This is a genomic window from Amycolatopsis sp. NPDC051758, assembly GCF_044453095.1.
In the GTDB taxonomy this organism is placed as follows: Bacteria; Actinomycetota; Actinomycetes; order Mycobacteriales; family Pseudonocardiaceae; genus Amycolatopsis.
This window is the reverse complement of sequence record NZ_JBITCJ010000005.1, coordinates 78,139-99,446: the sequence shown is the minus strand read 5'-3', so window position 1 is coordinate 99,446 and position 21,308 is coordinate 78,139. Positions and strand designations below refer to the sequence as shown.

Sequence of the window (21,308 nt, the reverse complement as noted above, 5' to 3'; positions counted from 1 at the left end):
AGTGAGCGAACCGGCGAACCTCTACGAAGCGGTGGGCGGCGAACCCACGTTCCGCCGGATCGTCGGGCGGTTCTACGAGGAGGTCGCGCGGGACGAGATCCTGCGCCCGCTCTACCCCGAGGAGGACCTCGGCCCGGCCGAGGAGCGCTTCCGGCTGTTCCTGATGCAGTACTGGGGCGGCCCGCACACCTACTCCGACCAGCGCGGGCACCCGCGGCTGCGGATGCGGCACGCGCCGTTCAAGATCGGGCCGATCGAGCGGGACGCCTGGCTGCGCTGCATCCGGATCGCGGTCGACGAGGAGAACCTCGACGAGCCGTACCGGCAGCAGCTGTGGGCCTACCTGGAGATGGCCGCCCACAGCATGATGAACAGCTTCGTCTGATGAGACCGGAGCCGGGAGAACCCGCCTGGTGGCGGGACGCGGTGTTCTACCAGGTTTACGTGCGTTCGTTCGCCGATTCGGACGGCGACGGCGTCGGAGACCTGGAAGGCATCCACTCCCGGCTCGGTTACCTGGAGCTGCTGGGCGTCGACGCGCTGTGGCTGACGCCGTTCTACCGCTCCCCGATGGCCGACCACGGGTACGACATCGCCGACCCGCGCGACGTCGACCCGATGTTCGGCACCCTCGGTGACTTCGACGTGCTGCTGACCGAGGCGCACAAGCGCAACATCAAGGTCACCGTCGACGTCGTGCCCAACCACACCAGCAACCAGCACGCCTGGTTCAAGTCGGCGATGGCGGCCGAGCCGGGCAGCCCGGAGCGCGAGCGCTACATCTTCCGCGACGGCGTCGGCCCGCGCGGCGAGGACCCGCCGAACAACTGGGTCAGCGCGTTCGGCGGCCCGGCCTGGACCCGGGTGCCGGACGGCCAGTGGTACCTGCACCTGTTCGCGCCGCAGCAGCCGGACCTGAACTGGGCCAACCCCGAGGTCGCCGCCGACCTCGAGCGCACCCTGCGGTTCTGGCTCGAACGCGGGGTCGACGGCTTCCGCATCGACGTCGCGCACGGCATGGCCAAGCCGCCCGGGCTGCCGGACATGGACCCGCGCGCCGACGCGCTGGGGCCGAGCCACTACTACGACCCGCGGTGGGACTACGACGGCGTCCACGAGATCCACCAGATGATCCGCAAGGTGCTCGACGAGTTCCCCGAGGCGATGGCCGTCGGCGAGATCTGGGTGACCGACGAGGAGCGCCTCTCCCGGTACCTGCGCCCCGACGAGCTGCACCTGGCGTTCAACTTCCGCCTGGTGCTGACCCACTTCGACGCCGACGCGATGCGCACGGCGATCCAGCGCTCCCTGACCGTGCCGGCGAAGGTCGGCGCGCCGGCGACCTGGACGCTGAGCAACCACGACGTCTGGCGGCAGGTCAGCCGCTACGGCGGCGGCGCGGCCGGGGTGCGGCGGGCCCGGGCGATGGCGCTGGTCGAGCTGGCCCTGCCCGGCGCGGTCTACCTGTACAACGGCGAAGAGCTGGGCCTGGCGAACGTGGACCTGCCGGTCGACGCGATGGCCGACCCTCGTGCGAAGACGAGCGGCGCCGAGTTCGGCCGCGACGTCTCCCGGGTGCCGCTGCCGTGGGAGGGCGACCTGCCGCCGTTCGGCTTCTCCCGCAACCCGCGCACGTGGCTGCCGATGCCGGCCGGGTGGGCCGGGCTGACGGTCGAGAAGCAGATCGAGGACGCGGACTCGACACTTTCGCTGTACCGCCAAGCGATCGAGCTGCGGAAGACGCATTCGGCGTTCGGCGGCGACGAGCTGGAGTGGTACGGCGCGCCCGCGGGGTGCTTCGCGTTCCGCCGCAAGGGCGGCGGGCTCGTGTGCGCGTTGAACACCTCGGCGAGCCCGATCGCGCTGCCGCCGGGTGAGCTGCTGCTGTCCAGCAGCCCGCTGGTGGACGGGAAGCTCCCGGCCGACGCCGCGGCCTGGCTGGTCTAGCCGGACTGGTCGCCCGAGCCCGGCCCGTCGTCGAAAGCGCCGCTCGCCAGCCACGCCACCAGCGCCGCGGCCTGGAGGTAGGGCGCCGCTTGGGCGGCCGCCCGGCCCGCCGCTCGCGTGCGGCCCCACCTCTCAGGTCTTCCGGCGCGCTCCGGCGCCTCTTCCCCCACCGGACGGTCGCGCCGCCACGGCGTCTCCTCGGCACAAACACCGTCGAGGAAGTCCGCGGTCGGGTCTTCGTCCGGGGTCATGGCTCCAGCGTGCCACCGCGGACGCGGGAAAGTGACCGGCGAAAGGAATCCGTAAGCCTTCAGCCGACCCAGCGGCGGTACGCGTCGCCGTCGACGTTGCCGCCGCACACGATGGTGACCACGTGCCGCCCGGCGAAACGCTCCCGGTCTTCGAGGATCGCCGCGATGCCGAGCGCGGCCGACGGTTCGACAACGAGCCCCGCGTGGTCGAACAGCATGCGCAGGCCGGTGCTGATCGACGGCTCCTCGACCAGCACGGCGTCGTCGGCGACCAGCAGCAGGTCGGCCAGGACCTCCGGGATGGGCCGTCGCCCGGCGACACCGTCGGCGATCGTGTCGGTCGGGCCGGTGGTGACGACCCGCCGTTCGTGGAAGGAGCGCGTCATCGCCGGAGCGCCCCGCGGCTGGACGCAGATCACCTCGACGCCGGGCGCCAGCGCCTTCAGCACGTGTCCCACCCCGGTGGCCATCGCCCCGCCGCCGAGCGCGATGAGGACGGTGTCGAACGCGGTGTCCACCAGCTCCAGGCCGATCGTCGCCGCGCCCTCGCAGGTCTCCAGGTCCAAGCTGTCTTCGACCAGCCGGATGCCGTCGTGGCGGGCGATGGCCACCGCCCGCTCGCGGGCCAGCTCGAAGTCGCCGTCCACCAGCTCCAGCTCCGCGCCCAGTGCCCGGATGCGCTCGAGCTTGGCCTCCGGCGCGAAGCGGGACGCCACAACCTTGACGTCGAGCCCCCGGCCGCGGGCCGACCAGGCGAGAGCCTGGCCGAGGTTGCCCGCGCTGGCGCACACCGCCGGACCGGTGAGCGCGCTCGCGACCAGCTCGGTGCCGCGGCCCTTGAAGCTGCGGACCGGGTTCGCCGTTTCGAGCTTGACGCTGACCGCGCACCCGAGGGCCGATTCCAGCGCGTCGCACCGGTACAACGGCGAGTCGAGGAAGACCGGGTTGATCACCCGGCGAGCCGCGCGAATGCGAGCCAGGTCGAGGCGCGTTTCCGGCACGGTGCTCAGAACAGCAGCGGCAGCAGCGCGTGCCGGCGCCGGACGATCGCGCCGTAGCGGGCGTCCAGGCGCAGCCACGAGTCCGTGGCCGTCACGCGGACGACGTCACCCTCGACGTCCGAATCCACAAAACCCATGCCGGACATCGCGAACAGGCAGCGCATCTGGACCTTGACCTCGAGCGAGCCGCCGCTGACGGTGAGCACCGCCTGGTCCATCAGCGACGCCGGCGGGTTGCCGTGCGGGCCGGCGTTGTCCCGGGCCAGCGTGACGCCGCGGTCGGCGAGGTCCGCGACGACCCGCGCCGGGAGCTCGTCGACCAGCTGCCAGCGCCCCGACGGCGGCAGTTCGCCGTGCCACAGCAGGTCCCGGGCCGGGCCCGGGTCCATCCGCGGCGCACCCGCGACCGTCAGCGCGGCGAGCAGTTCGTTGCCGGACACCGTGACGTCGCCGGGGGTGACGTCACCGGCCACCGCGCGGGTGGCCAGGCACTCGAACGGCGTCGCCGTCCAGGCCTCGACCACACCGTCACCGCGCTGGCGCAGCCGCACGGCCGTCTGGCCGTCCAACCGGACCGCGCGGGCGACAAACGCACCGAGGGTCTCCCGGTCCGCCGCGTCCGGCACGAGCAACTCAGGCATCCGCGAACCCCTGCTTCAGAAACTCCGACTCGGGCGGGGTGAGCCTACGCGGCCGCAGCGCGACCGTGTCGTACGGCGCCAGCACCGTCTCCGCGGTCACCGCCACCGGGTCGGACTCGGCCGGCCCGGTGCGGACGCGGTAGCCCAGCGTGAAGGTCGCCGCCTTCAGCTCGGTCAGGTCGATGTCGACCCGCAGCTGCTGCCCGGACACCACGATCGGCGCCTTGTAGGCCACTTCGAGCCGGACCACGACGATGCCCTTCGGCAACTGTTCGAGCCCGGCCTCGACGGCGCCCTTGAACAGCAGCGGGATCCGCGCCTCTTCGAGCAGCGTCACCATCTTCGCGTGGTTGATGTGGCCGTAGACGTCCATGTCCGTCCAGCGCGGGCGGACCAGCGAAACGTAGGTCACCGCACCGTGCTCCGGATCTGGCGGGCCGCCACCGAAAGCGTCGCCAGGTCGAGCCGGCCGGACTTGTGGATCTCGTCCAGCGCGACGCGCGCCCGCTGCAGCCGCGAGGCGTTCGTCTTCTCCCACTGCGCGATCTTGGCGTCCCCGGACGACCCGGGATCGCTGTGCTTCAGTGCGTCCAGCGTGATCGCCCGCAGCGAGCCGTAGACGTCGTCGCGCAGCGAAAGCCGGGCGAGCGCGTGCCAGCGGTTGCCGCGTTCGAGCTTGCTGATCTCGGTGAGCATCTTGTCGACGTCCAGGTGGTCCGAAAGCGCGTAGTACAGCTCCGCCGTCTCCGGCGGGCTGTGCGGGGCGTCCACGCCGATCTGCTGCTCGGCGAGCTCGGCGACCTCGGTGACGTCGAGCAGGCCGAAGGTGTGCAGCAGCAGCGAGACGCGGCGGGCGAGCCCGGGCGGCACGTTCGCGGCGATCAGCTCGTCCGCGTGCGTCTGCACCGACTCGGCCTCGCGGCCGCGGAGCAGGTCGCCGATCTTCGGGACCAGCTCGCCGAGGACGCGGCCGAAGCGGTTGATCTCCGACAGGAGCGCCAACGGCTGCGGCCGGTTCGTGAGGAACCAGCGTGCGGCGCGGTCGAGCAGCCGCCGCGTCTCCAGCACCATCTCGTCGGCGACGTCGGTGTGCACGACGTTGTCGAGCGCGTCGATCTCCGCCCACAGGGACGGCAGGTCGAACACCCGCGTCACCACGGCGTACGCGCGCACCGCGTCGGTCGCGGTCGCGTTCATCTCCTCCATCAGCCGGTAGACGAACGAGATGCCGCCGCCGTCGACAACCTCGTTGGCGACCAGCGTGGTGATGATCTGGCGCTTCAGCGGGTGCTCGCCGATGGCCGGGGCGAACCGTTCGCGCAGCGGCTTCGGGAAGTACTCCGGGAGCCGATCCGCGAACACCTTCGAGTCGGGGAGTTCACTGGCCAGCAACTGGTCTTTGAGGTCCAGCTTGACGTGGGCCAGCAGGGTCGCCAGCTCCGGCGAGGTGAGGCCCTTGCCGGCCTTCTCCAGCTCGCGGAACTCCGAGTTGCTCGGCAGTGCTTCGAGCTTCCGGTCGAAGGCGCCCGCGGAGACCAGGGCCTGGACCTGCCGCGCGTGCACCGACAGCATCGGCGCGGCGTGCGCCCGGCTGACCCCGAGCACGGCGTTCTGCCGGTAGTTGTCGGCCAGCACCAGCGCGCCGACCTCGTCGGTCATCTCCACCAGCAGCTCGTTGCGCTGGGCCTCCTCGAGCTTCCCGGTCTGCACCAGGTGGTCGAGCAGGATCTTGATGTTGACCTCGTGGTCGGAGCAGTCGACGCCGGCCGAGTTGTCCAGCGCGTCGGTGTTGATCTTGCCGCCGTTGCGCGCGAACTCGATCCGGCCCAGCTGGGTGAGGCCGAGGTTGCCGCCTTCGCCGAACACCTTGACGCGCAACTGCTTCCCGTCGACGCGGATGGCGTCGTTGGCCTTGTCACCCGCGGCGGCGTGGGTTTCGGGCTCCGCCTTGACGTAGGTGCCGATGCCGCCGTTCCACAGCAGCTCGACCGGCGCCAGCAGGATCGCCTGGATGAGGTCCATCGGCGCCAGCGCGGTGACGCCCTCGTCGAGCCCCAGCGCCGCGTGGACCTGCGGGCTGATCGGGATCGACTTCGCCGAGCGCGGGTAGATCCCGCCGCCCTCACTGATCAGCGACCGGTCGTAGTCGTCCCACGAGCTGCGCGGCAGGTCGAACAGCCGGCGGCGCTCGGCGAACGTCGAGGCGGCGTCGGGGTTCGGGTCGAGGAAGACGTGCATGTGGTTGAAGGCCGCGACCAGCCGGATGTGCTCCGACAGCAGCATGCCGTTGCCGAAGACGTCCCCCATCATGTCGCCGATGCCGACGACGGTGAAGTCCTCGGTCTGGGTGTCCTTGCCCAGCTCGCGGAAGTGCCGCTTGACGCTCTCCCAGGCGCCCTTCGCCGTGATGCCCATGGCCTTGTGGTCGTAGCCGACCGAGCCACCGGAGGCGAACGCGTCGCCCAGCCAGAAGCCGTACTGCGCGGACATCTCGTTGGCGATGTCGGAGAACTTCGCGGTGCCCTTGTCCGCCGCGACGACCAGGTACGAGTCGTCCGCGTCGTGCCGGACGACACCCGGCGCGGGCACCGTCTTGCCCTCGATCCGGTTGTCGGTCAGGTCGAGCAGGCCGGAGATGAACATGCGGTAGCAGGCGATGCCTTCGTTCAGCTGGGCGTCGCGGTCGATGCTCGCGTCGCCGGTCTGGGCCGGCGGCATCTTCACGACGAAGCCGCCCTTCGCGCCGACCGGCACGATCACCGCGTTCTTCACCGCCTGCGCCTTGACCAGGCCGAGGATCTCGGTGCGGAAGTCCTCGCGGCGGTCCGACCAGCGCAGACCACCGCGTGCGACCTCGCCGAAGCGCAGGTGCACACCCTCGACGCGCGGCGAGTAGACGAAGATCTCGAACCGCGGGCGCGGCTCGGGCAGGTCGGGCACGCCGGCCGGGTCGAGCTTGATGGCCAGGTACGGCCGGGTCTTCCCGTCGGCGTCGGTGACGTGGTAGTTCGTCCGCAGCGTGGCCCGGATGACGGCCATCAGCCGGCGCAGGATCCGGTCTTCGTCGAGGCTGGTGACCTCGTCGATCATCGCGCTCAGCTCGCCGGCCAGCGCTTCCGTCGCGGCTTCGCGGTCGGCGTCGCCCAGCTGCGGGTCGAAGCGGGCCTCGAACAGCCGTAGCAGCTTCGTCGCGACCTGGGTGTGGTTCAGCAGCGTGTTCTGGATGTAGTCCTGGGAGAACGCGCTGCCGGCCTGGCGGAGGTACCGCGAGTACGCGCGCAGCACGGCGGCCTGGCGCCAGGTGAGCCCGGCGCGCAGGACAAGACCGTTGAGGCCGTCGACCTCGGCGTCACCCCGCCACGCGGCTTCGAAGGCGTCCTGGAACCGGCCGCGCAGCTGCTCGACCGCGTGGTCGTCCCCCTCGTCGAGCATCTTCTGGGCGACCCGCAGGCCGAAGTCGTAGATCCAGCAGGCGCCGCCGTCTTCGCGGTGCAGCTCGTACGGGCGCTCGTCGACCACCTCGACGCCCATGGCCTGCAGCACCGGCAGCACCTTCGAGAGGGTGACGCCTTCGCCGCGCAGGTACAGCTTGAAGCGCCGCTCACCCGGCTCGGCATCAAGCGGCCGGTAGAACGACAGCGCGAGGTCACCTTCGTCGGTCAGCGAGTCGAGGGAGCGGAGGTCGGCCAGCGCCTCTTCGGCGGAGAAGTCCTCCTTGTAGCCCTCGGGGAAGATGCTCGCGTAACGCTGGCCCTGCTCGGTCGCGGACTCCTCGCCGAGGACACCCACGGCCACGCCGCCGTCCGAACGCTCACGGCGTTCGTCGAGGACCGCCTCGACCATCCGGTCGTCCCAGCTGCGGACGGCGCTGTTCAGCCGCTCCTGGATCCGCTGCGTGTCCGGCTCGAACCGGCGCGCGGGATCGGTGTGGACCATGAAGTGCACCTGCGCCAGCACGGTTTCGCCGATGCGGGCGCTGTACTCGAGCTGGGTGCCTTCGAGCTCCTCGAGCAGGACTTCCTGCATCGCCAGCCGCGAGCGCGTCGTGTAGCGGTCCTGCGGGAGGTAGACGAGGCAGGAGTAGAAGCGGCCGTACGGGTCGCGGCGCAGGAACAGCCGCAGCCGGCGGCGGTCCGACAGCGTGATCGCGCCGGTTGTCGTCGAGTACAGCGAATCGGTGTCGGCGGAGAACAGGTCGGCGCGCGGCCAGTTCTGCAGCACCTCGAGCATCCGCTGGCCGGAGAAGGACTCCATCGGGAATCCCGCGCGGTGGATGACCTCGCGGACCCGCTTGCACACCACCGGGATGTCGAGCACGTTCTCGTGCAGCGCGGTGGTGGTGAACATGCCGAGGAAGCGGTGCTCGCCGGTGACGGTGCCATCGGCGTCGAAGGTCTTCACGCCGACGTAGTACGGGTAGACGGGGCGGTGCACGGTCGAGGGCGCGCTCGCCTGGGTCAGCACCAGCAGCGACGGCGCGAGCGCGGACGCGGCGGTGTCGGGGCCCGCGGTGAGGCCGCGGGCGGCGAGGCTGTCCTGGCGCAGCACGCCGAGCCCGGAGGCCAGCACCGCGCGCAGCGCCGGGTCGTCGGCGTCCGGGTGCGGGTTGTCGACCAGCTCGTAGCGGCGGTAACCGAGGAAGGTGAAGTGGCCGTCGGCCAGCCAGCGCAGCAGCCGGGCGCCCTCGGCGACCTCGGCCTGCGGCAGCTGCGGCGGGTTCGTCTCCAGCTCTTCGGCGAGCTGGCAGGCGGTCTGGGCCATCTTTTCGGCGTCTTCGACGACCTCGCGGACGTCACCCAGCACGCTGGAGAGCCGGTTGTCGAGCTCGCGGGCGCGGTTCGGGTCGGTGACGAAGTCGATCTCGATGTACATCCACGACTCGGCGGCCGAGTTCGCTGGCGGCTCGCCCGGGTCGGCGTCCGGGTGGACGTCCTGCAGCTCACCGGTGAGGTCGCGGGTGACCACGACGATCGGGTGGACGATCCGCTGCACCTGCACGCCGTCGCGGGCGAACTCCGCGGCGATCGAGTCGACCAGGTAGGGCATGTCGTCGGTGACGACCTGCACGACGGTGGCTTCGCGCGCCCAGCCGTCTTCGGCGACGGTGGGGTTCAGCAGCCGCACGGCCGGGCGGCCGGGGATCCGGTGCTTGGCGAGCTGCAGGTGCGAGCGGACCGCGCCGACCAGGTTGACGGGCTCGTCGCCGACGATCTCCTCGGCCGGGATGTGCCGGTAGTAGAGCCGGATGAGCTCGCCGATCTCCGGCGCCAGCCCCGCGGCGGCGTCGATCAGGTCGTCCCTGATCTGCTCCGGGCTGACGGTGGAACGCGGGCCGCCGAACTCGGGTTCGGTGGCGGCTCCGGTTCCGGGTGGGGACGAGACTCCGGTCGAGCTCATTTGAGGCAACTCTCCAGTATGCGTGAGGTGGCACCGTGCCGGCTCTTCGTTGAACCGGACCCACCCCACACTAATCCGACGGGCCGCGGCTCCACACGAAGACCCGGAGGTTGTCTCACGCGAGAAAACCCTTTCCGGCCAGCGGATTTGCGGGATCGGTCAAGCTACTGACGGGTTGTGTCCGGCGGCGGCCCGCGGCGCTGACCAGCCGCGCTCAGGGGCCGCCACCGGCCACGGAGCCAACATGATCGGTTCAGCTGTGCTGCCGCGGCACCGTTCGGCGAGCGCCGTCGGCCGGTCGGCGACCTCCGGACTGCGACCGATCCCACTGCGTCGGGGTGGGGTCAGTTCGGCGACGGGTAGGGGTGTCTCGCCGACGGGCCGGGGAGTGGTCCGGGCGAAGCCGGCAATTCGGGGTTGTGGTTTCGGGGTGTGGTGGCGCGAGTTCGAGACTTCCGTGCCGGGTTGGGGCGTTCGGGCGCGGGGTTCGGGACCTCCGCGCCGAGTCGGTCGCTCAGGTGCGAGTTCAAGAGCTCCGCGCCGGGTCAGTCCCGGGCCGTGGCGGCGCGGGTCTCCCGCGCCGGGTCAGTCGCGCAAACCATCGCGGCGCGAATCGGAGGCCGCCACGGTTCGAGGTCAGGCGCCGCGAGCCGTGGGCGCGGCCCAGGAGACTCCACTCCGGGCGAGTCGCCCGAGGCACGGCAGAGCGAGCCCTGGACCTTCATGCCGAGTCAGTCCCCGGCCGCTAGACGCTGCGGATCCCGGGTCAGTCGCCCGAGCCGTGGCGGCGCGAATCGGAGACCTCCGCGCCGTGGCCGTTGCGGCCGTGGCCGTTGCGGTGGCCGGAGTCCTGCGAGCCCAGCTTCTTGACAAGCGCGGCCGCGCTGGCGGTGCCGGCCTGGTGCTCGGCGAGCGCGCGGGCGAGGAGGTCGGCCAGGCCGGCGTCCGGCGGTGGCTCGTCCTCCGCGATGGCCCTCGCGTAGCTCTCGGGGAACGGCGCCGTCGCCGGTGTCCAGTGGCCGAAGTCCTCCATCGGCTCCAGCGACGGTGGCATCCGCAGCCGCGGCAGCCAGGGCTCGGTTTCGTCGCGGTAGTCCGGCGCCGACGGCGGTTCGTCCTCGGGCCGCGGCGGCGGAGCGAGCTCCGGCTCGGGCCGCGGCGGCTCTTCGGCGCGGGTCTCGGCGTCTTCCGCCCGGCGGCGGCCACCACCGGCCCCGCCGCCCGACGAGGAGATGCCCAGCCGGTCGAGCACCGACCGGGCGGCCTCGGAGCCGTGTTCGGAGTCGTGGCGCGTCGACGGCAGCGGCTCGCGGCGCGAACGTTCACCCGGCTCCCACGGCTCCCGCTCGGCCGCGGGTTCGGGTGCGAGCGGCAACGCGGGGGTGACCCGCGTGGGCGCCGACTCACGTTCGGCCGCAGTCTCCTTCAGCCGCGCTTCGGCGACGGCGGCCCAAGAGAACTTGGTCTTCCCGCTCTCGGCAGGCTTCGGCGCACTCGCTTCCGGCTCCGGCGACCGCTCCTCGGCGGCCGCCGCGCGCCGCGGGAGTTCCGTGGACCGGATTTCGATCGGCTCGGGCCGGTGCCCCGGCTCGGCTCGACGGTCCGACCGCACCTCGATCGGCTCCAGTCCCGCCGAACGCTCTTCGACCGACTCGGACCGATGACCGGACTCCGCACGCCGTCCCGCTCGCCCTTCGGCCGGCTCCACGGACCGTTCCGATCCCGCAGACCGCCCCTCGATCGACTCCGACCGATGGCCGGGCTCGCCACGCCGGTCCGACCGACCATCGATCAGCTCCGCCGACCGCGCATCAATCGACTCCGACCGATAACCAGCCTCGCCACGCCGGCCCGACCGACCGTCAATCAGCTCCGCCGACCGCGCATCAATCGACTCCGACCGATAACCAGCCTCGCCACGCCGGCCCGACCGACCATCAATCAGCTCAGCCGACCGTTCCGATTCCGCCTCGATCGGCTCAGGCCGATATCCGGGCTCCGATCGCGCCTCGGTCGACTCCCCCGACCGTTCCGGTCCTGCCGATCGCACCTCAATCGGCTCCGACCGATAACCAGATTCCGCACGCCGTCCGGCCCGCCCTTCGGCCACAGGCCGGTCCGATCCCGCCGACCGCACCTCGATCGGCTCCGCCGAACGTTCCGGTCCCGCCGATCGCCCTTCGACCGACTCCGACCGATAACCGGACTCCGCACGCCGTCCCGCCCGCCCTTCAGCAGGCTCGACCGGCTCCGACCGGTGACCCGCCTCCGCACGCCGCCGTTCGACCTGCTCCGCCGACCGTGCCCACGGCGGCAAACCCGGCTCCGCCCGCCGCTCCGGCGTGGACCGCACCTCGATCGGCTCCGGCCGGGCCGACGGCCGCTCCGGGCGTCGCTCGACCACCACCGGCTCCGGGCGCACACGAGGCTCCGGGCGCACACGAGGCTCCGGGCGCGCGGGTTCGTCGCGCACCGCGGGCATCAACGTCGTCTCGGCCGCGTCCGCCGTCACCTTGGGCCGTTCGAACGACCACGCCGGCTGCCGCGTCGCGGGGTTTTCCTCGCGGCCGAACGACCACGCCGGCGTCCGCGGTTCGGCCGCAGGCTGCTGGGCCGACGGAGCCGGCGGGGCGACCGGCGCCGGCTCGGCCGCGACGACCGGGACCGGCCGCGACGGCACCGCCTTCAGCACCTCGTCGAGGTCGACCGAGGCCGGTTCGCCGGACCCGAACTCGCCGGCCAGCACGTTGCACGCCTGCCGCCGGGCGCGCGCGTGGAGCTGCTCGGCCGCCCGCGAGCGGTACAGGCACGCGATCGCTTCTTCGGCTTGGCCGAACCGCTCCTGCAGCTGCGCCAGCTCCAGCCACAACCGTGCGGTGACCGCGGACATGCCGTGCCGGTCGGTGCTCGCCACGGCTTCGCGGACGAGTTCGATCGCCGCCTCGCCGGAGCCCGCCGGCAGGTGGATGCGCGTCGCGACGGCCAGCCGCAGCCAGCCCGCCGGGGCGATGCCCGCCGCGCGGACGGGCTCGGCCAGCACCGGCTCGGCGATCTCGTACGCCATGTCGGTGTCACCGCGGTCGAGCAGCGTGCCGACCAGCAGCAGCACCAGCCGGATGCGGACGAGGCCGCCGTCGTCGGCCGGGTTGTGGAGCTTCTCCAGGAAGCCGAGGCCGGTCCGGGCCGCGTCGGCCGCCGCCGTCAAGTCACCGTGGCGGCGCCGGTGCGCGGCCGTGCCGACCCGCAGCAGCGCCCGCACCAGCAGCTGGGTGTCGGCGCCGAGCGACTCGTCGCCGAGGACGAGCTTGTCCGCCTCGACGAGCACGCGGTCCAGCTCGGCTTTCCGGCCCAGCAAACCGAGGCAGCCGACCAGGTGGCACAACGCGGCGGCGCGGTGCACCGGCGAAACGACGGGGTCGGTGAGCACCGGCCGCAGCGCGGCGAGCCCGGTCAGCGGCACGCCCAGGCTGCGGGCGCAGACGGCGAGGTCGATGCGCAGCCGGGCGGCGATGTCGCCGTACCCGGCGTGCTCGGCCGCGCGCAGCGCCGCGACCGCCCGCCCGACCGTGCCCGGCCGGTCGCCGAGCCGGACGCGCGCGGACACGACCAGGCTCTCGGCTCGGATCCACTGCTCGTCGGCGCCGGCGGCTTCGGACAACGCGGCCGCGCGCTCACCCAGAACCAGTGCGAGTTCGGGCGCGCGCAGGTGCAGCGCGTCCGCCCGTTCGATGAGCCGCCCGACTGCGGAGAGGGTTCCCCCGGCATTGGCGGAGCGCCCGCTCTCTCCACGTGAGAGCGGGCCCGTCCGGTGCTGCTTGCTGGCTTCCACGGGGAAACCCGCCCCCTCAGTCGCGGGTCAGCTTGCGGTGGGTGACACGGTGCGGGCGGGCCGCCTCGGCGCCCATCCGCTCCACCTTGTTCTTCTCGTACCCTTCGAAGTTGCCCTCGAACCAGAACCACTGCGCGGGGTTCTCTTCGGTGCCTTCCCAGGCCAGGATGTGCGTCGCGACCCGGTCGAGGAACCACCGGTCGTGGGAGATCACGACGGCGCAGCCGGGGAACTGCTCCAGCGCGTTCTCCAGCGAGCCCAGCGTCTCGACGTCCAGGTCGTTCGTCGGCTCGTCGAGCAGGATCAGGTTCCCGCCCTGCTTGAGCGTCAGCGCCAGGTTGAGCCGGTTGCGCTCACCACCGGAGAGCACGCCCGCCGGCTTCTGCTGGTCCGGGCCCTTGAAGCCGAACGCGCTGACGTACGCGCGCGACGGCATTTCGGTCTGGCCGACGTGGATGTAGTCCAGCTCGTCGGAGACGACCTGCCAGACGGTCTTCTTCGGGTCGATCCCGCCACGGTTCTGGTCCACATAGGACAGTGAGACCGTCTCGCCGATCTTGACGATGCCGTCGTCCGGCTCCTCGAGCCCGACGATCGTCTTGAACAGCGTGGTCTTGCCGACGCCGTTCGGGCCGATGACGCCGACGATGCCGTTGCGCGGCAGGTCGAACGACAGGCCGTCGATGAGGACGCGGTCGTCGAAGCCCTTCTTGAGCTTGTCGACCTCGACCACGACGCTGCCGAGCCGCGGGCCCGGCGGGATCTGGATCTCTTCGAAGTCGAGCTTGCGGTGCTTGTCCGCCTCCGCCGCCATCTCCTCGTAGCGGTCGAGCCGCGAACGGGACTTCGTCTGGCGGGCCTTGGCGTTGGAGCGCACCCACTCGAGCTCGGTCTTCAGGCGCTTCGCGAGCTTCGCGTCCTTCTTGCCCTGGATCGCGAGCCGCTCGCCCTTCTTCTCCAGGTACGTGGAGTAGTTGCCCTCGTAGCCGACGACGCGGCCGCGGTCGAGCTCCATGATCCACTGGGCCACGTTGTCCAGGAAGTACCGGTCGTGGGTGACGGCGAGGACGGCGCCGGCGTAGCGGGAGAGGAACTGCTCCAGCCACAGGACACTCTCGGCGTCCAAATGGTTGGTGGGCTCGTCGAGCAGCAGCAGGTCCGGCGCGGACAGCAGCAGCTTGCACAGCGCGACACGGCGGCGCTCACCACCGGACAGGTGCGTGACGGCCTCCTCGGGCGGCGGGCAGCGCAGCGCGTCCATGGCCTGCTCGACGGTCGAGTCGAGCTCCCAGGCGTCGGCGTGGTCCAGCTCCTCCTGGAGCTGGCCCATCTCCTCCATCAGCTCTTCGCTGTACTCGGTCTCCATCAGCTGGAGGACCTCGTTGTAGCGGTCGAGCTTGACCTTGATCTCGCCGAGGCCCTCTTCGACGTTCCCGCGGACCGTCTTCTCCTCGTTGAGCTCCGGCTCCTGCATCAGGATGCCGACGGTCGCCCCCGGCTGGATGAACGCCTCGCCGTTGCTGGCCGTCTCGATCCCCGCCATGATCTTGAGAACGGTGGACTTACCGGCACCGTTCGGCCCCACCACGCCGATCTTGGCGCCGGGGTAGAACGCGGTGCTGACGTCGTCGAGGATGACCTTGTCCCCGACGGTCTTGCGCACCTTCTTCATGGTGTAGATGAACTCGGCCATACCCACGATCGTAGAGCGCACGTGATCGCGACCTGACGCCGGTCACCGTCGGACTACCGAAAGTCAGCCCGAGATCACCGCGGGAACACCGAAACCGCCGTTTTCCCGCCATCCGGACGCGGCCTCAAGCTCAACCAGAAGTCGAGACTCAGTCGGCCCGTTTGCCCTCGGCGAGGTTCTTCAGCATCGCGTTGTAGGCGTTCAGCTCTTCGTCGCCGGTCGCCGCTTCGCGCCGGTCTCGCCGCTTCGCCTCGCGCTCGTCCTGGCGTGACCACTGCACCAGCAGCGCGATCAGCACCAGCAGCACCGGGAGCTCGCCGGACGCCCACGCGATGCCGCCGCCGAGCCGCTGGTCGGTGAGCAGGTCGGACACCCACGGCAGGTGCAGCTGGCTGTAGAACGCCTGCCCGATGACGGTCTGCCTGCTCATCAGGATGACGCCGAAGAACGCGTGGAACGGCATCGCGGCGAACATCATCCCGAGCCGGCCGAGGTACGGGATCCGCCGCGGCGCCGGGTCGACGCCGATCACCGGCCAGTAGAAGACGTAGCCCGCGAGCAGGAAGTGGGCGTTCATCGCCAGGTGCGCCCAGTGGTAGTTCAGCGCGTTGTCGAACAGGCCGGAGAAGTACAGCGCGTAGAACGAGCCGACGAACAGCAGCAGCGCGACGACCGGGTGGGTGAGGAACCGCGACACCGGGGAATGGACGAACGCGACGAGCCACTCGCGCGGCCCGGGCGGGGTGTCCTTGCCCGCGGCCGGCAGGGCGCGCAGCGCGAGCGTCACCGGGCCGCCGAGCACGAACAGCACCGGCGCCACCATCGACAGCAGCATGTGGCTGCCCATGTGCACGCTGAACATCGCGGGTGAGTAGCGGCCGATGCCCGACGACGTCGCCATCAGCAGCACGACACAGCCGACGATCCAGGCGACCGTGCGGCCCACCGGCCAGGTGTCGCCGCGGCGCAGCAGCCGCCGGACGCCGGCCAGGTACAGGCCGCCGAGGACCAGCGCGAGCGTGCCGTAGACCAGGTCGAACCGGGTGTCGAAGAGCAGCCGCCCCACCGTCGGCGCGCCGTCGAGGTTGTAGCCGATCAGCAGCTCGGTGGTGGACGGCTGGGTGACCGCGTCCGCCGGCGGGGGCGTCCGGGCGAGCCCGCTCGCGATGCCGATCGTGACGAACATGATCAGGATCTCGACCGACGCCAGGCGCAGCAGCTGCCGGCCGCCCTTGCCGTCGACGAGGTCCGCGACGCCCTTCTGCCGCTGCTGGTGGCCGAAGACTCCGAGCAGCAGCAGCGCGACCGTCTTGGCGACGACCAGGAGGCCGTAATCGGTGGTGAACAGGTCGTTCAGGCCGATCCGGACCAGCGCGTTGACCGCGCCGGAGATCGCCATCACGATCCAGCAGACCAGCGCCAGCCGCGAGAACCGCTGCGCGGCCAGGCTCAGGTGGTTGCCGCGCCGGTAGCCGAGCGCGAGCAGTGCGACCAGCCCGCCCACCCACAGCGCCGCGGCGACCAGGTGGAACAGCAGGCTGTTGGTGGCGACGTCGTGCGAGCCGCCGCTGGCCGAGTGGCCGGTGACCGCGACCGGGACGAGGCCGCCGACGGCGAAGAAGAACAACACCGCCGTCCAGCCCCAGGTCAGCGCGAGCCGGCAGCCGAGCGCGACGAGGATGGCGATCAGCGCGGTCCACAGCCAGGCCTTCGGCTGCTCGATGGCGCCGACCAGGTCGAGCAGCGTCTGCGGGTCGAGGATCTCGCCGAACGGCTTCCCGGCGGTGTCGGCGGCGGTGAAGGCGACCGAGAGCAGCGCCGCGCCGAACCACACCCAGGCGGCGATCCCGGCCGCGCGCAGGGCGCCGTAACCCTCGGGGCCGAGCGTGCCGGACTTCTGCGGCGGCACCAGGAACGCGGCCAGCAGCAGCGACCCGACGCAGATCACCGACGCGGCTTCGGAGAGCACACGCATGACGGTGATGCCGTACTTGGTGACCAGCCCCGGATCCGGCAGGCCGGCGATGACGTACCCGGCGCCGCCGGTGAGCGCGATCAGCCCGATCGCGACGACGGCGGCCAGCAGGACACCGACCGAGAGCAGGGGCAGCACGCTGGCCCGGCGCTGCACGGGGACGTCGGATTTCGTCACGGGCTCGCTGGACACGTCCCAGAGGGTATGCCCAGCCCCGGTCAGGCCCGTGTGACGGGCAGGATGGAGGCGTGAAGATGATCCTGCTGCGGCACGCCGAGTCGCTCGGCAACGTCGACGAGCTCGCCTACACGCGGATCCCCGACCACGCGCTGCCGCTGACCGACGCGGGCCGGGAGCAGGCCGCCGCGGTGGCGCCGGAGATCGTCCGGCTGCTCGACGGCGCGCGGCCCGCCGTGTACGTCAGCCCCTACCTGCGCACCCGGGAAACGTTGCGGCTGCTGGACATCGAGGCCGCGTGCGAGCGGCGGGTGCAGGAGCCGCGGCTGCGCGAACAGGACTGGGGCAACCTCCAGGACCCGGCCGACCAGGAGATCCAGAAGGCGCGGCGCAACGAGTTCGGGCACTTCTTCTACCGGCTGCCCTTCGGCGAGTCGGGCGCGGACGTCGACGACCGCGTCGCGGGGTTCCTGTCGGACCTGCGCCAGCGCGACGAAAGTCACCCGGACACGGTCCTGATCGTCTCGCACGGGCTCACGCTGCGGCTGCTGTGCCGCCGGCTCTTCGGCTGGAGCGTCGAGCTGTTCGAGTCTCTGTCCAACCCCGGGACGTGCGAACACCGCGTCCTCGAGGAACACGACGGCAAGTGGACGCTGGACCGCCCGTTCGCCCAGTGGCGGGACTCACCCGACGGGGAAACGCAGCTCTAACGGCGCCGTCAGCACGACGCGGGTGCCCTGGCCGGGCGCCGAGTCGATCCGGGCGGCGCCGCCGATTTCGGCCATCCGCGCGTGGATCGAGTTCTCGATGCCGAACCCGCCGCGGTGCGTGCCGACGTCGAAGCCGGTCCCGTGGTCGCGCACGGACACCGTCACGACGCCTTCGCGGGCTTCGAGGCATACGACGGCTGTGTAGGTCTTCGCGTGCTTCAAGGTGTTTCGCAGTGCTTCGCGGGTCGCGTCGTGCAACGAGTTCACGATGCTTTCGGGCACGTCGGACGGCTTCGCGAGCACAACGAGGTCGACGCGCAGGCCGTCCGCCGTCATCTCGACCGCCAGCGCGCCCAGGCGGTGTTCGAGCCCGCCCGGCTCCGCGGGCGCGTCGCCGTCCAGGCTCAGCCGCAGGCGCAGGGCGTGCGCACGGGCGGTGCGGCGGACGTGGTCGAGGCTGCCGACCGGGTCCAGCGCGTCCCGGGGCGCGGGCAGGGCGAGGGACTCCATCACCTGCAGCACGGTGTCGTGCACGTCCCGGCGGTGCCGCTCCCGTTCGGCGGCCCGGCCGCGCTGCTCGCCCAGGCCGAGCGCGAACCGCATCGACCCGGCGACCAGCAGCACGATCGCCAGCGCCGTCAGGGCCGCCGCGACCAGGGCGAGCAGGATCCACGTCGCGGGCGCCGCCGTCCCGGACAGCGCGGCCATGCCGTACCGCAGGAGCACCGCGCCCACGATCGCGACCGCACCGGCCGGCGCGCCGCGCAGCAGGGTCCACACCATGACCGTGCCCATGATGTTGGGCCAGGTCAGGGTGAGCAGGTCGGCCGAATGCGCCGCGAACGCCGCCGCGGCGAGGCTCGTGACGAGCGTGTACGCCGTGTCGGCGGCCAGCAGCTGCTTGATGCCGGCGGCCCGGAGGAAGACCCAGGCCACCTCGGCGAGGTTCGGCACCAGGTACAGCACGACCGCAACCCAGAGCACCGGCGCGCTCAGCGGGCCACCGGCCCAGACCGCCTGCAGGAACAACGCGAGCCGGAACGCCACCGGCACCAGCACCAGCCGTGGCACGGCGCCCTGCACCAGCGAAAATCCCGACCCGCCGGCGAGCGCCCCCGCTCCGCCGAGCAGCACAACCCTCACGACGTCCTCCCCGGATCAAGGCCCCTACCCTGACCAGCCCACCTGAAATCGTAACGTCGGTGTATTCATTTCAGCTGACGATGCGATCAGCTTGCCCCGCACGCTTCCGCGCTGTCAACGGGGGTTGGGCCTAGGGGGCCGTACAGGAAGAGACGCAGCCCGGGAACACCCGGATCCCCGCGTTTTGTCACGAATCGACCGTCAACGCGGCGTCCTCCCGCCGCCGGGCCCGGCGGGCGCCGAGGGCGGCGGGCAGGATCAGCGCCGCGACGAGCGCGACGAACACGAACGCCACCCCGAGGTTGGTCACCTGCGCGAGGCCGCCGACGATCGGGGGGCCGCCGAGGAACCCGGTGTAGGCGATGGCCGTGACGAAGCCGATCTCGCGCTCACCACCGGTGCCGTCACCACGTTTGCCGGCGTCCCCGGCGAGGCTGAGCGCGAGCGGGAACGACGCGGCGAGACCCGCGCCGGCCAGCGCGAACCCCAGGTAGCCGGCGGCGGCGACCGGGATCGTGGCCGCGGCGAGCAACCCGGCGGCGGCCACCGTCGCGCCCGCGGCGAGGCAGCGCGTCGGGCCGAACCGCCGCTGGGTCCACGGGCCCGCCAGCCGGACCAGCGCCATGACCAGCTGCAACCCGGCGAACGCCAGCGCCGCCGCACCCTGGCCGACACCACGTTCGGCCGTCATCAGCAGCGCGGACCAGTCGGAAGCCGCGCCTTCGGCGATGGCCGAGCACAACGCGACCGCGGCGAGCAGCCACAGCACCGGACGGCGGATCGGCGCCCGGCGGCCGGTGTCGGCGGCGGGTGTTTCGCTGTGCTCGGGGTGGATGCCGGGCACGGCGCGGACCACGAGCAGCAGCACCGCGACGGCAACCACGGCGGCCACGGCGAGGTGGCGTGCCGGGGACCAGCCGTGGCCGGCGGCGAGGCCCGCGGCCAGCGAACCGGCGAGCGCGCCGAAGCTGAACCCCGCGTGGAACACCGCCATGATCGGCTTGCGGGCGCGCCGCTCGACGGCGACCGCGGCGACGTTCATCGCGACGTCGAGCATCCCGACGCTCACGCCGATCACGAGCAGTGCGCCGGCCAGCAGCGGCACGTTCGGCGCGAAGCCGATCAGCACCAGCGAAACGGCCGCCAGCGCGGTGCTGCCGGCGACGACCGCGCGGGCGCCCGCCCGCTCGATCAGCCGTCCGGAGACCGAAGCGGCGGCGAGCATCCCGGCGCTGGCGCCGAGCAGGGCCAGGCCGAAAACGCCCGGTGAGGCGTGCACCTGCGCGGCCAGGGCGGGTGTGCGCGACGCCCACGAGCCCAGCGCGAGCCCGTTGAGGGCGAACACGGTGAACACCGCGACCCGGTCCCGCATCACGTCCCCTTCCGTTGTCCCAGCTTGACTGAAGCGCTTCAGAAAGTCCACCGCGTTCCGGCTAGACTGCGCGGATGACCCGGCGCCGCCGTCCCACGCTCGACGACGTCGCCGAAGCCGTCGGCGTCTCGCGGGCCACCGTTTCGAACGCCTACAACCGGCCCGACCAGCTGTCCGCCCGGCTCCGGGAACAGGTGCTGCGGGCGGCCGGGGAGCTCGGTTACGCCGGCCCGGACCCGACCGCGCGCAGCCTCGCCACCAGCCGCACCGGCGCGATCGCGGTCCTGCTGGACACCTCGCTGTCGACGGCGTTCTCCGACCCGGCGCTTTCGGTGACGCTGGACGCCCTGGCGCGCGTGGCCGACCCGCACGGGCACGCGTTGCTCCTGCTGCCGGGCGGCGGCGACGGCGGGCCGCCCGCCGACCGGGTGCTGGCCGCGCAGGCCGACATCGCGGTCGCGTATTCGCTGGCCGACGGCACCCCGGCGCTGGATTCGGTGCGCGCGCGGAACCTGCCGCTGGTGGTGATCGACCAGCCACTGCTGCCCGGCACGGCGCGGATCGGCTGCCAGGACCGGCAGGGGGCGGCGCTGGCCGCGCGGCACCTCGTGGCGCTGGGGCACCGGCGGTTCGGGATCTTCGCCGCCTACAGCCGCGTCACACCGGCCGGCGGCTCGCTCAGCCGGGAGGAGGCCGCGGGTGCGGCGTTCCGCGACACGCGGGAGCGGGTGGCCGGGTACCTGGACGAGCTTTCCGATCTTTCCGATGCTGACGTCGTCATCCAGGAGGCGGCCGGGCTCAGCGCGGAGAGCGCGATGGCGGGGGCGTTCGCGCTGCTCGGGCGGGAGCCGCGGCCGACCGCGCTGCTGTGCATGTCCGACCAGCTGGCGCTGGCCGCGATCGCGGTGGCGGGGCAGCTGGGAGTGCGGGTGCCGGACGAGCTGTCGGTGGTCGGTTTTGACGACAGCGCGCCGGCCGGGTGGTCTTCGCCGCCCCTGACGACCGTCCGGCAGGACCTCGCGGCCAAGGGCCGGATCGCCGGGGAGCTGGTGCTGCGGCTGCTGGCCGGCGGCGGGGTCCCGGCGCCGGCGTCGGCCGAAGTGCCGGTTTCCCTGGTGGTGCGCGGGAGTACTGCGTCCGCCTAGCATCGCCGCCGGATCTTTGCAAGACCT

14 protein-coding genes are annotated in these 21,308 nt (G+C 72.0%); 4 read left to right on the top strand and 10 right to left on the bottom strand.

The genetic code is table 11. The features are described 5' to 3' along the window. Nucleotide 1 precedes the first annotated feature (1 nt). Nucleotides 2-385, top strand: a complete 384-nt coding sequence (locus tag ACIA5G_RS23830) for a globin (protein WP_326960134.1) — start codon at nucleotides 2-4, stop codon at nucleotides 383-385. Then, entirely contained in the window at nucleotides 385-1,947 is a 1,563-nt protein-coding gene (locus ACIA5G_RS23825) for a glycoside hydrolase family 13 protein (protein WP_395926700.1), read from the top strand. The genes ACIA5G_RS23830 and ACIA5G_RS23825 overlap by 1 nt, the downstream gene beginning before the upstream one ends. Here the strand turns inward: ACIA5G_RS23825 and ACIA5G_RS23820 are convergent. The 8 genes from ACIA5G_RS23820 to ACIA5G_RS23785 form a co-directional block, all read right to left on the bottom strand. Continuing rightward, nucleotides 1,944-2,198 carry a hypothetical protein gene (locus ACIA5G_RS23820; RefSeq protein WP_395926698.1) on the bottom strand — a complete coding sequence of 85 codons (255 nt, stop codon included), beginning with the start codon at nucleotides 2,196-2,198 and terminating at the stop codon, nucleotides 1,944-1,946. The genes ACIA5G_RS23825 and ACIA5G_RS23820 overlap by 4 nt on opposite strands. Before the next feature lie 59 nt (nucleotides 2,199-2,257). Next, nucleotides 2,258-3,199, bottom strand: coding sequence for a threonine/serine dehydratase (locus ACIA5G_RS23815; RefSeq protein WP_395926696.1), 942 nt, complete (start codon nucleotides 3,197-3,199; stop codon nucleotides 2,258-2,260). 5 nt (nucleotides 3,200-3,204) lie between these two features. Next, on the bottom strand, nucleotides 3,205-3,840 hold the full coding sequence (locus tag ACIA5G_RS23810) for a hypothetical protein (protein ID WP_395926694.1): 636 nt from the start codon (nucleotides 3,838-3,840) through the stop codon (nucleotides 3,205-3,207). After that, nucleotides 3,833-4,252, bottom strand: a complete 420-nt coding sequence (locus ACIA5G_RS23805; RefSeq protein WP_395926692.1) for an acyl-CoA thioesterase — start codon at nucleotides 4,250-4,252, stop codon at nucleotides 3,833-3,835. Before ACIA5G_RS23805 ends, ACIA5G_RS23810 begins: the two co-directional genes overlap by 8 nt. After that, nucleotides 4,249-9,237 (bottom strand): NAD-glutamate dehydrogenase, encoded by a 4,989-nt coding sequence (locus tag ACIA5G_RS23800; protein ID WP_395926690.1) that lies wholly within the window; start codon nucleotides 9,235-9,237, stop codon nucleotides 4,249-4,251. The genes ACIA5G_RS23805 and ACIA5G_RS23800 overlap by 4 nt, the downstream gene beginning before the upstream one ends. A gap of 766 nt (nucleotides 9,238-10,003) precedes the next feature. Then, nucleotides 10,004-13,066 carry a hypothetical protein gene (locus tag ACIA5G_RS23795; RefSeq protein WP_395926688.1) on the bottom strand — a complete coding sequence of 1,021 codons (3,063 nt, stop codon included), beginning with the start codon at nucleotides 13,064-13,066 and terminating at the stop codon, nucleotides 10,004-10,006. 16 nt (nucleotides 13,067-13,082) lie between these two features. Continuing rightward, entirely contained in the window at nucleotides 13,083-14,759 is a 1,677-nt protein-coding gene (ettA, locus tag ACIA5G_RS23790) for an energy-dependent translational throttle protein EttA (protein ID WP_395926686.1), read from the bottom strand. Between the two features lie 148 nt (nucleotides 14,760-14,907). Continuing rightward, entirely contained in the window at nucleotides 14,908-16,926 is a 2,019-nt protein-coding gene (locus ACIA5G_RS23785; protein WP_395926684.1) for a cytochrome c oxidase assembly protein, read from the bottom strand. 56 nt (nucleotides 16,927-16,982) lie between these two features. On the opposite strand from ACIA5G_RS23785, the gene ACIA5G_RS23780 reads away from it, so the two are divergent. Next, entirely contained in the window at nucleotides 16,983-17,621 is a 639-nt protein-coding gene (locus ACIA5G_RS23780) for a phosphoglycerate mutase family protein (RefSeq protein ID WP_395926682.1), read from the top strand. Here the strand turns inward: ACIA5G_RS23780 and ACIA5G_RS23775 are convergent. Together ACIA5G_RS23775 and ACIA5G_RS23770 are read right to left on the bottom strand one after the other, a co-directional pair. Beyond that, complete coding sequence (locus ACIA5G_RS23775) at nucleotides 17,595-18,755, bottom strand: sensor histidine kinase (RefSeq protein WP_395927984.1); 1,161 nt, start codon at nucleotides 18,753-18,755, stop codon at nucleotides 17,595-17,597. The genes ACIA5G_RS23780 and ACIA5G_RS23775 overlap by 27 nt on opposite strands. Before the next feature lie 196 nt (nucleotides 18,756-18,951). Continuing rightward, a complete protein-coding gene (locus ACIA5G_RS23770; protein ID WP_395926679.1) occupies nucleotides 18,952-20,136 on the bottom strand; it encodes an MFS transporter in 1,185 nt (394 codons plus the stop codon). A gap of 74 nt (nucleotides 20,137-20,210) precedes the next feature. Here ACIA5G_RS23770 and ACIA5G_RS23765 point away from each other — a divergent pair, with 74 nt between their 5' ends. Further along, nucleotides 20,211-21,281 (top strand): LacI family DNA-binding transcriptional regulator, encoded by a 1,071-nt coding sequence (locus tag ACIA5G_RS23765; RefSeq protein WP_395926677.1) that lies wholly within the window; start codon nucleotides 20,211-20,213, stop codon nucleotides 21,279-21,281. Nucleotides 21,282-21,308 lie beyond the last annotated feature (27 nt).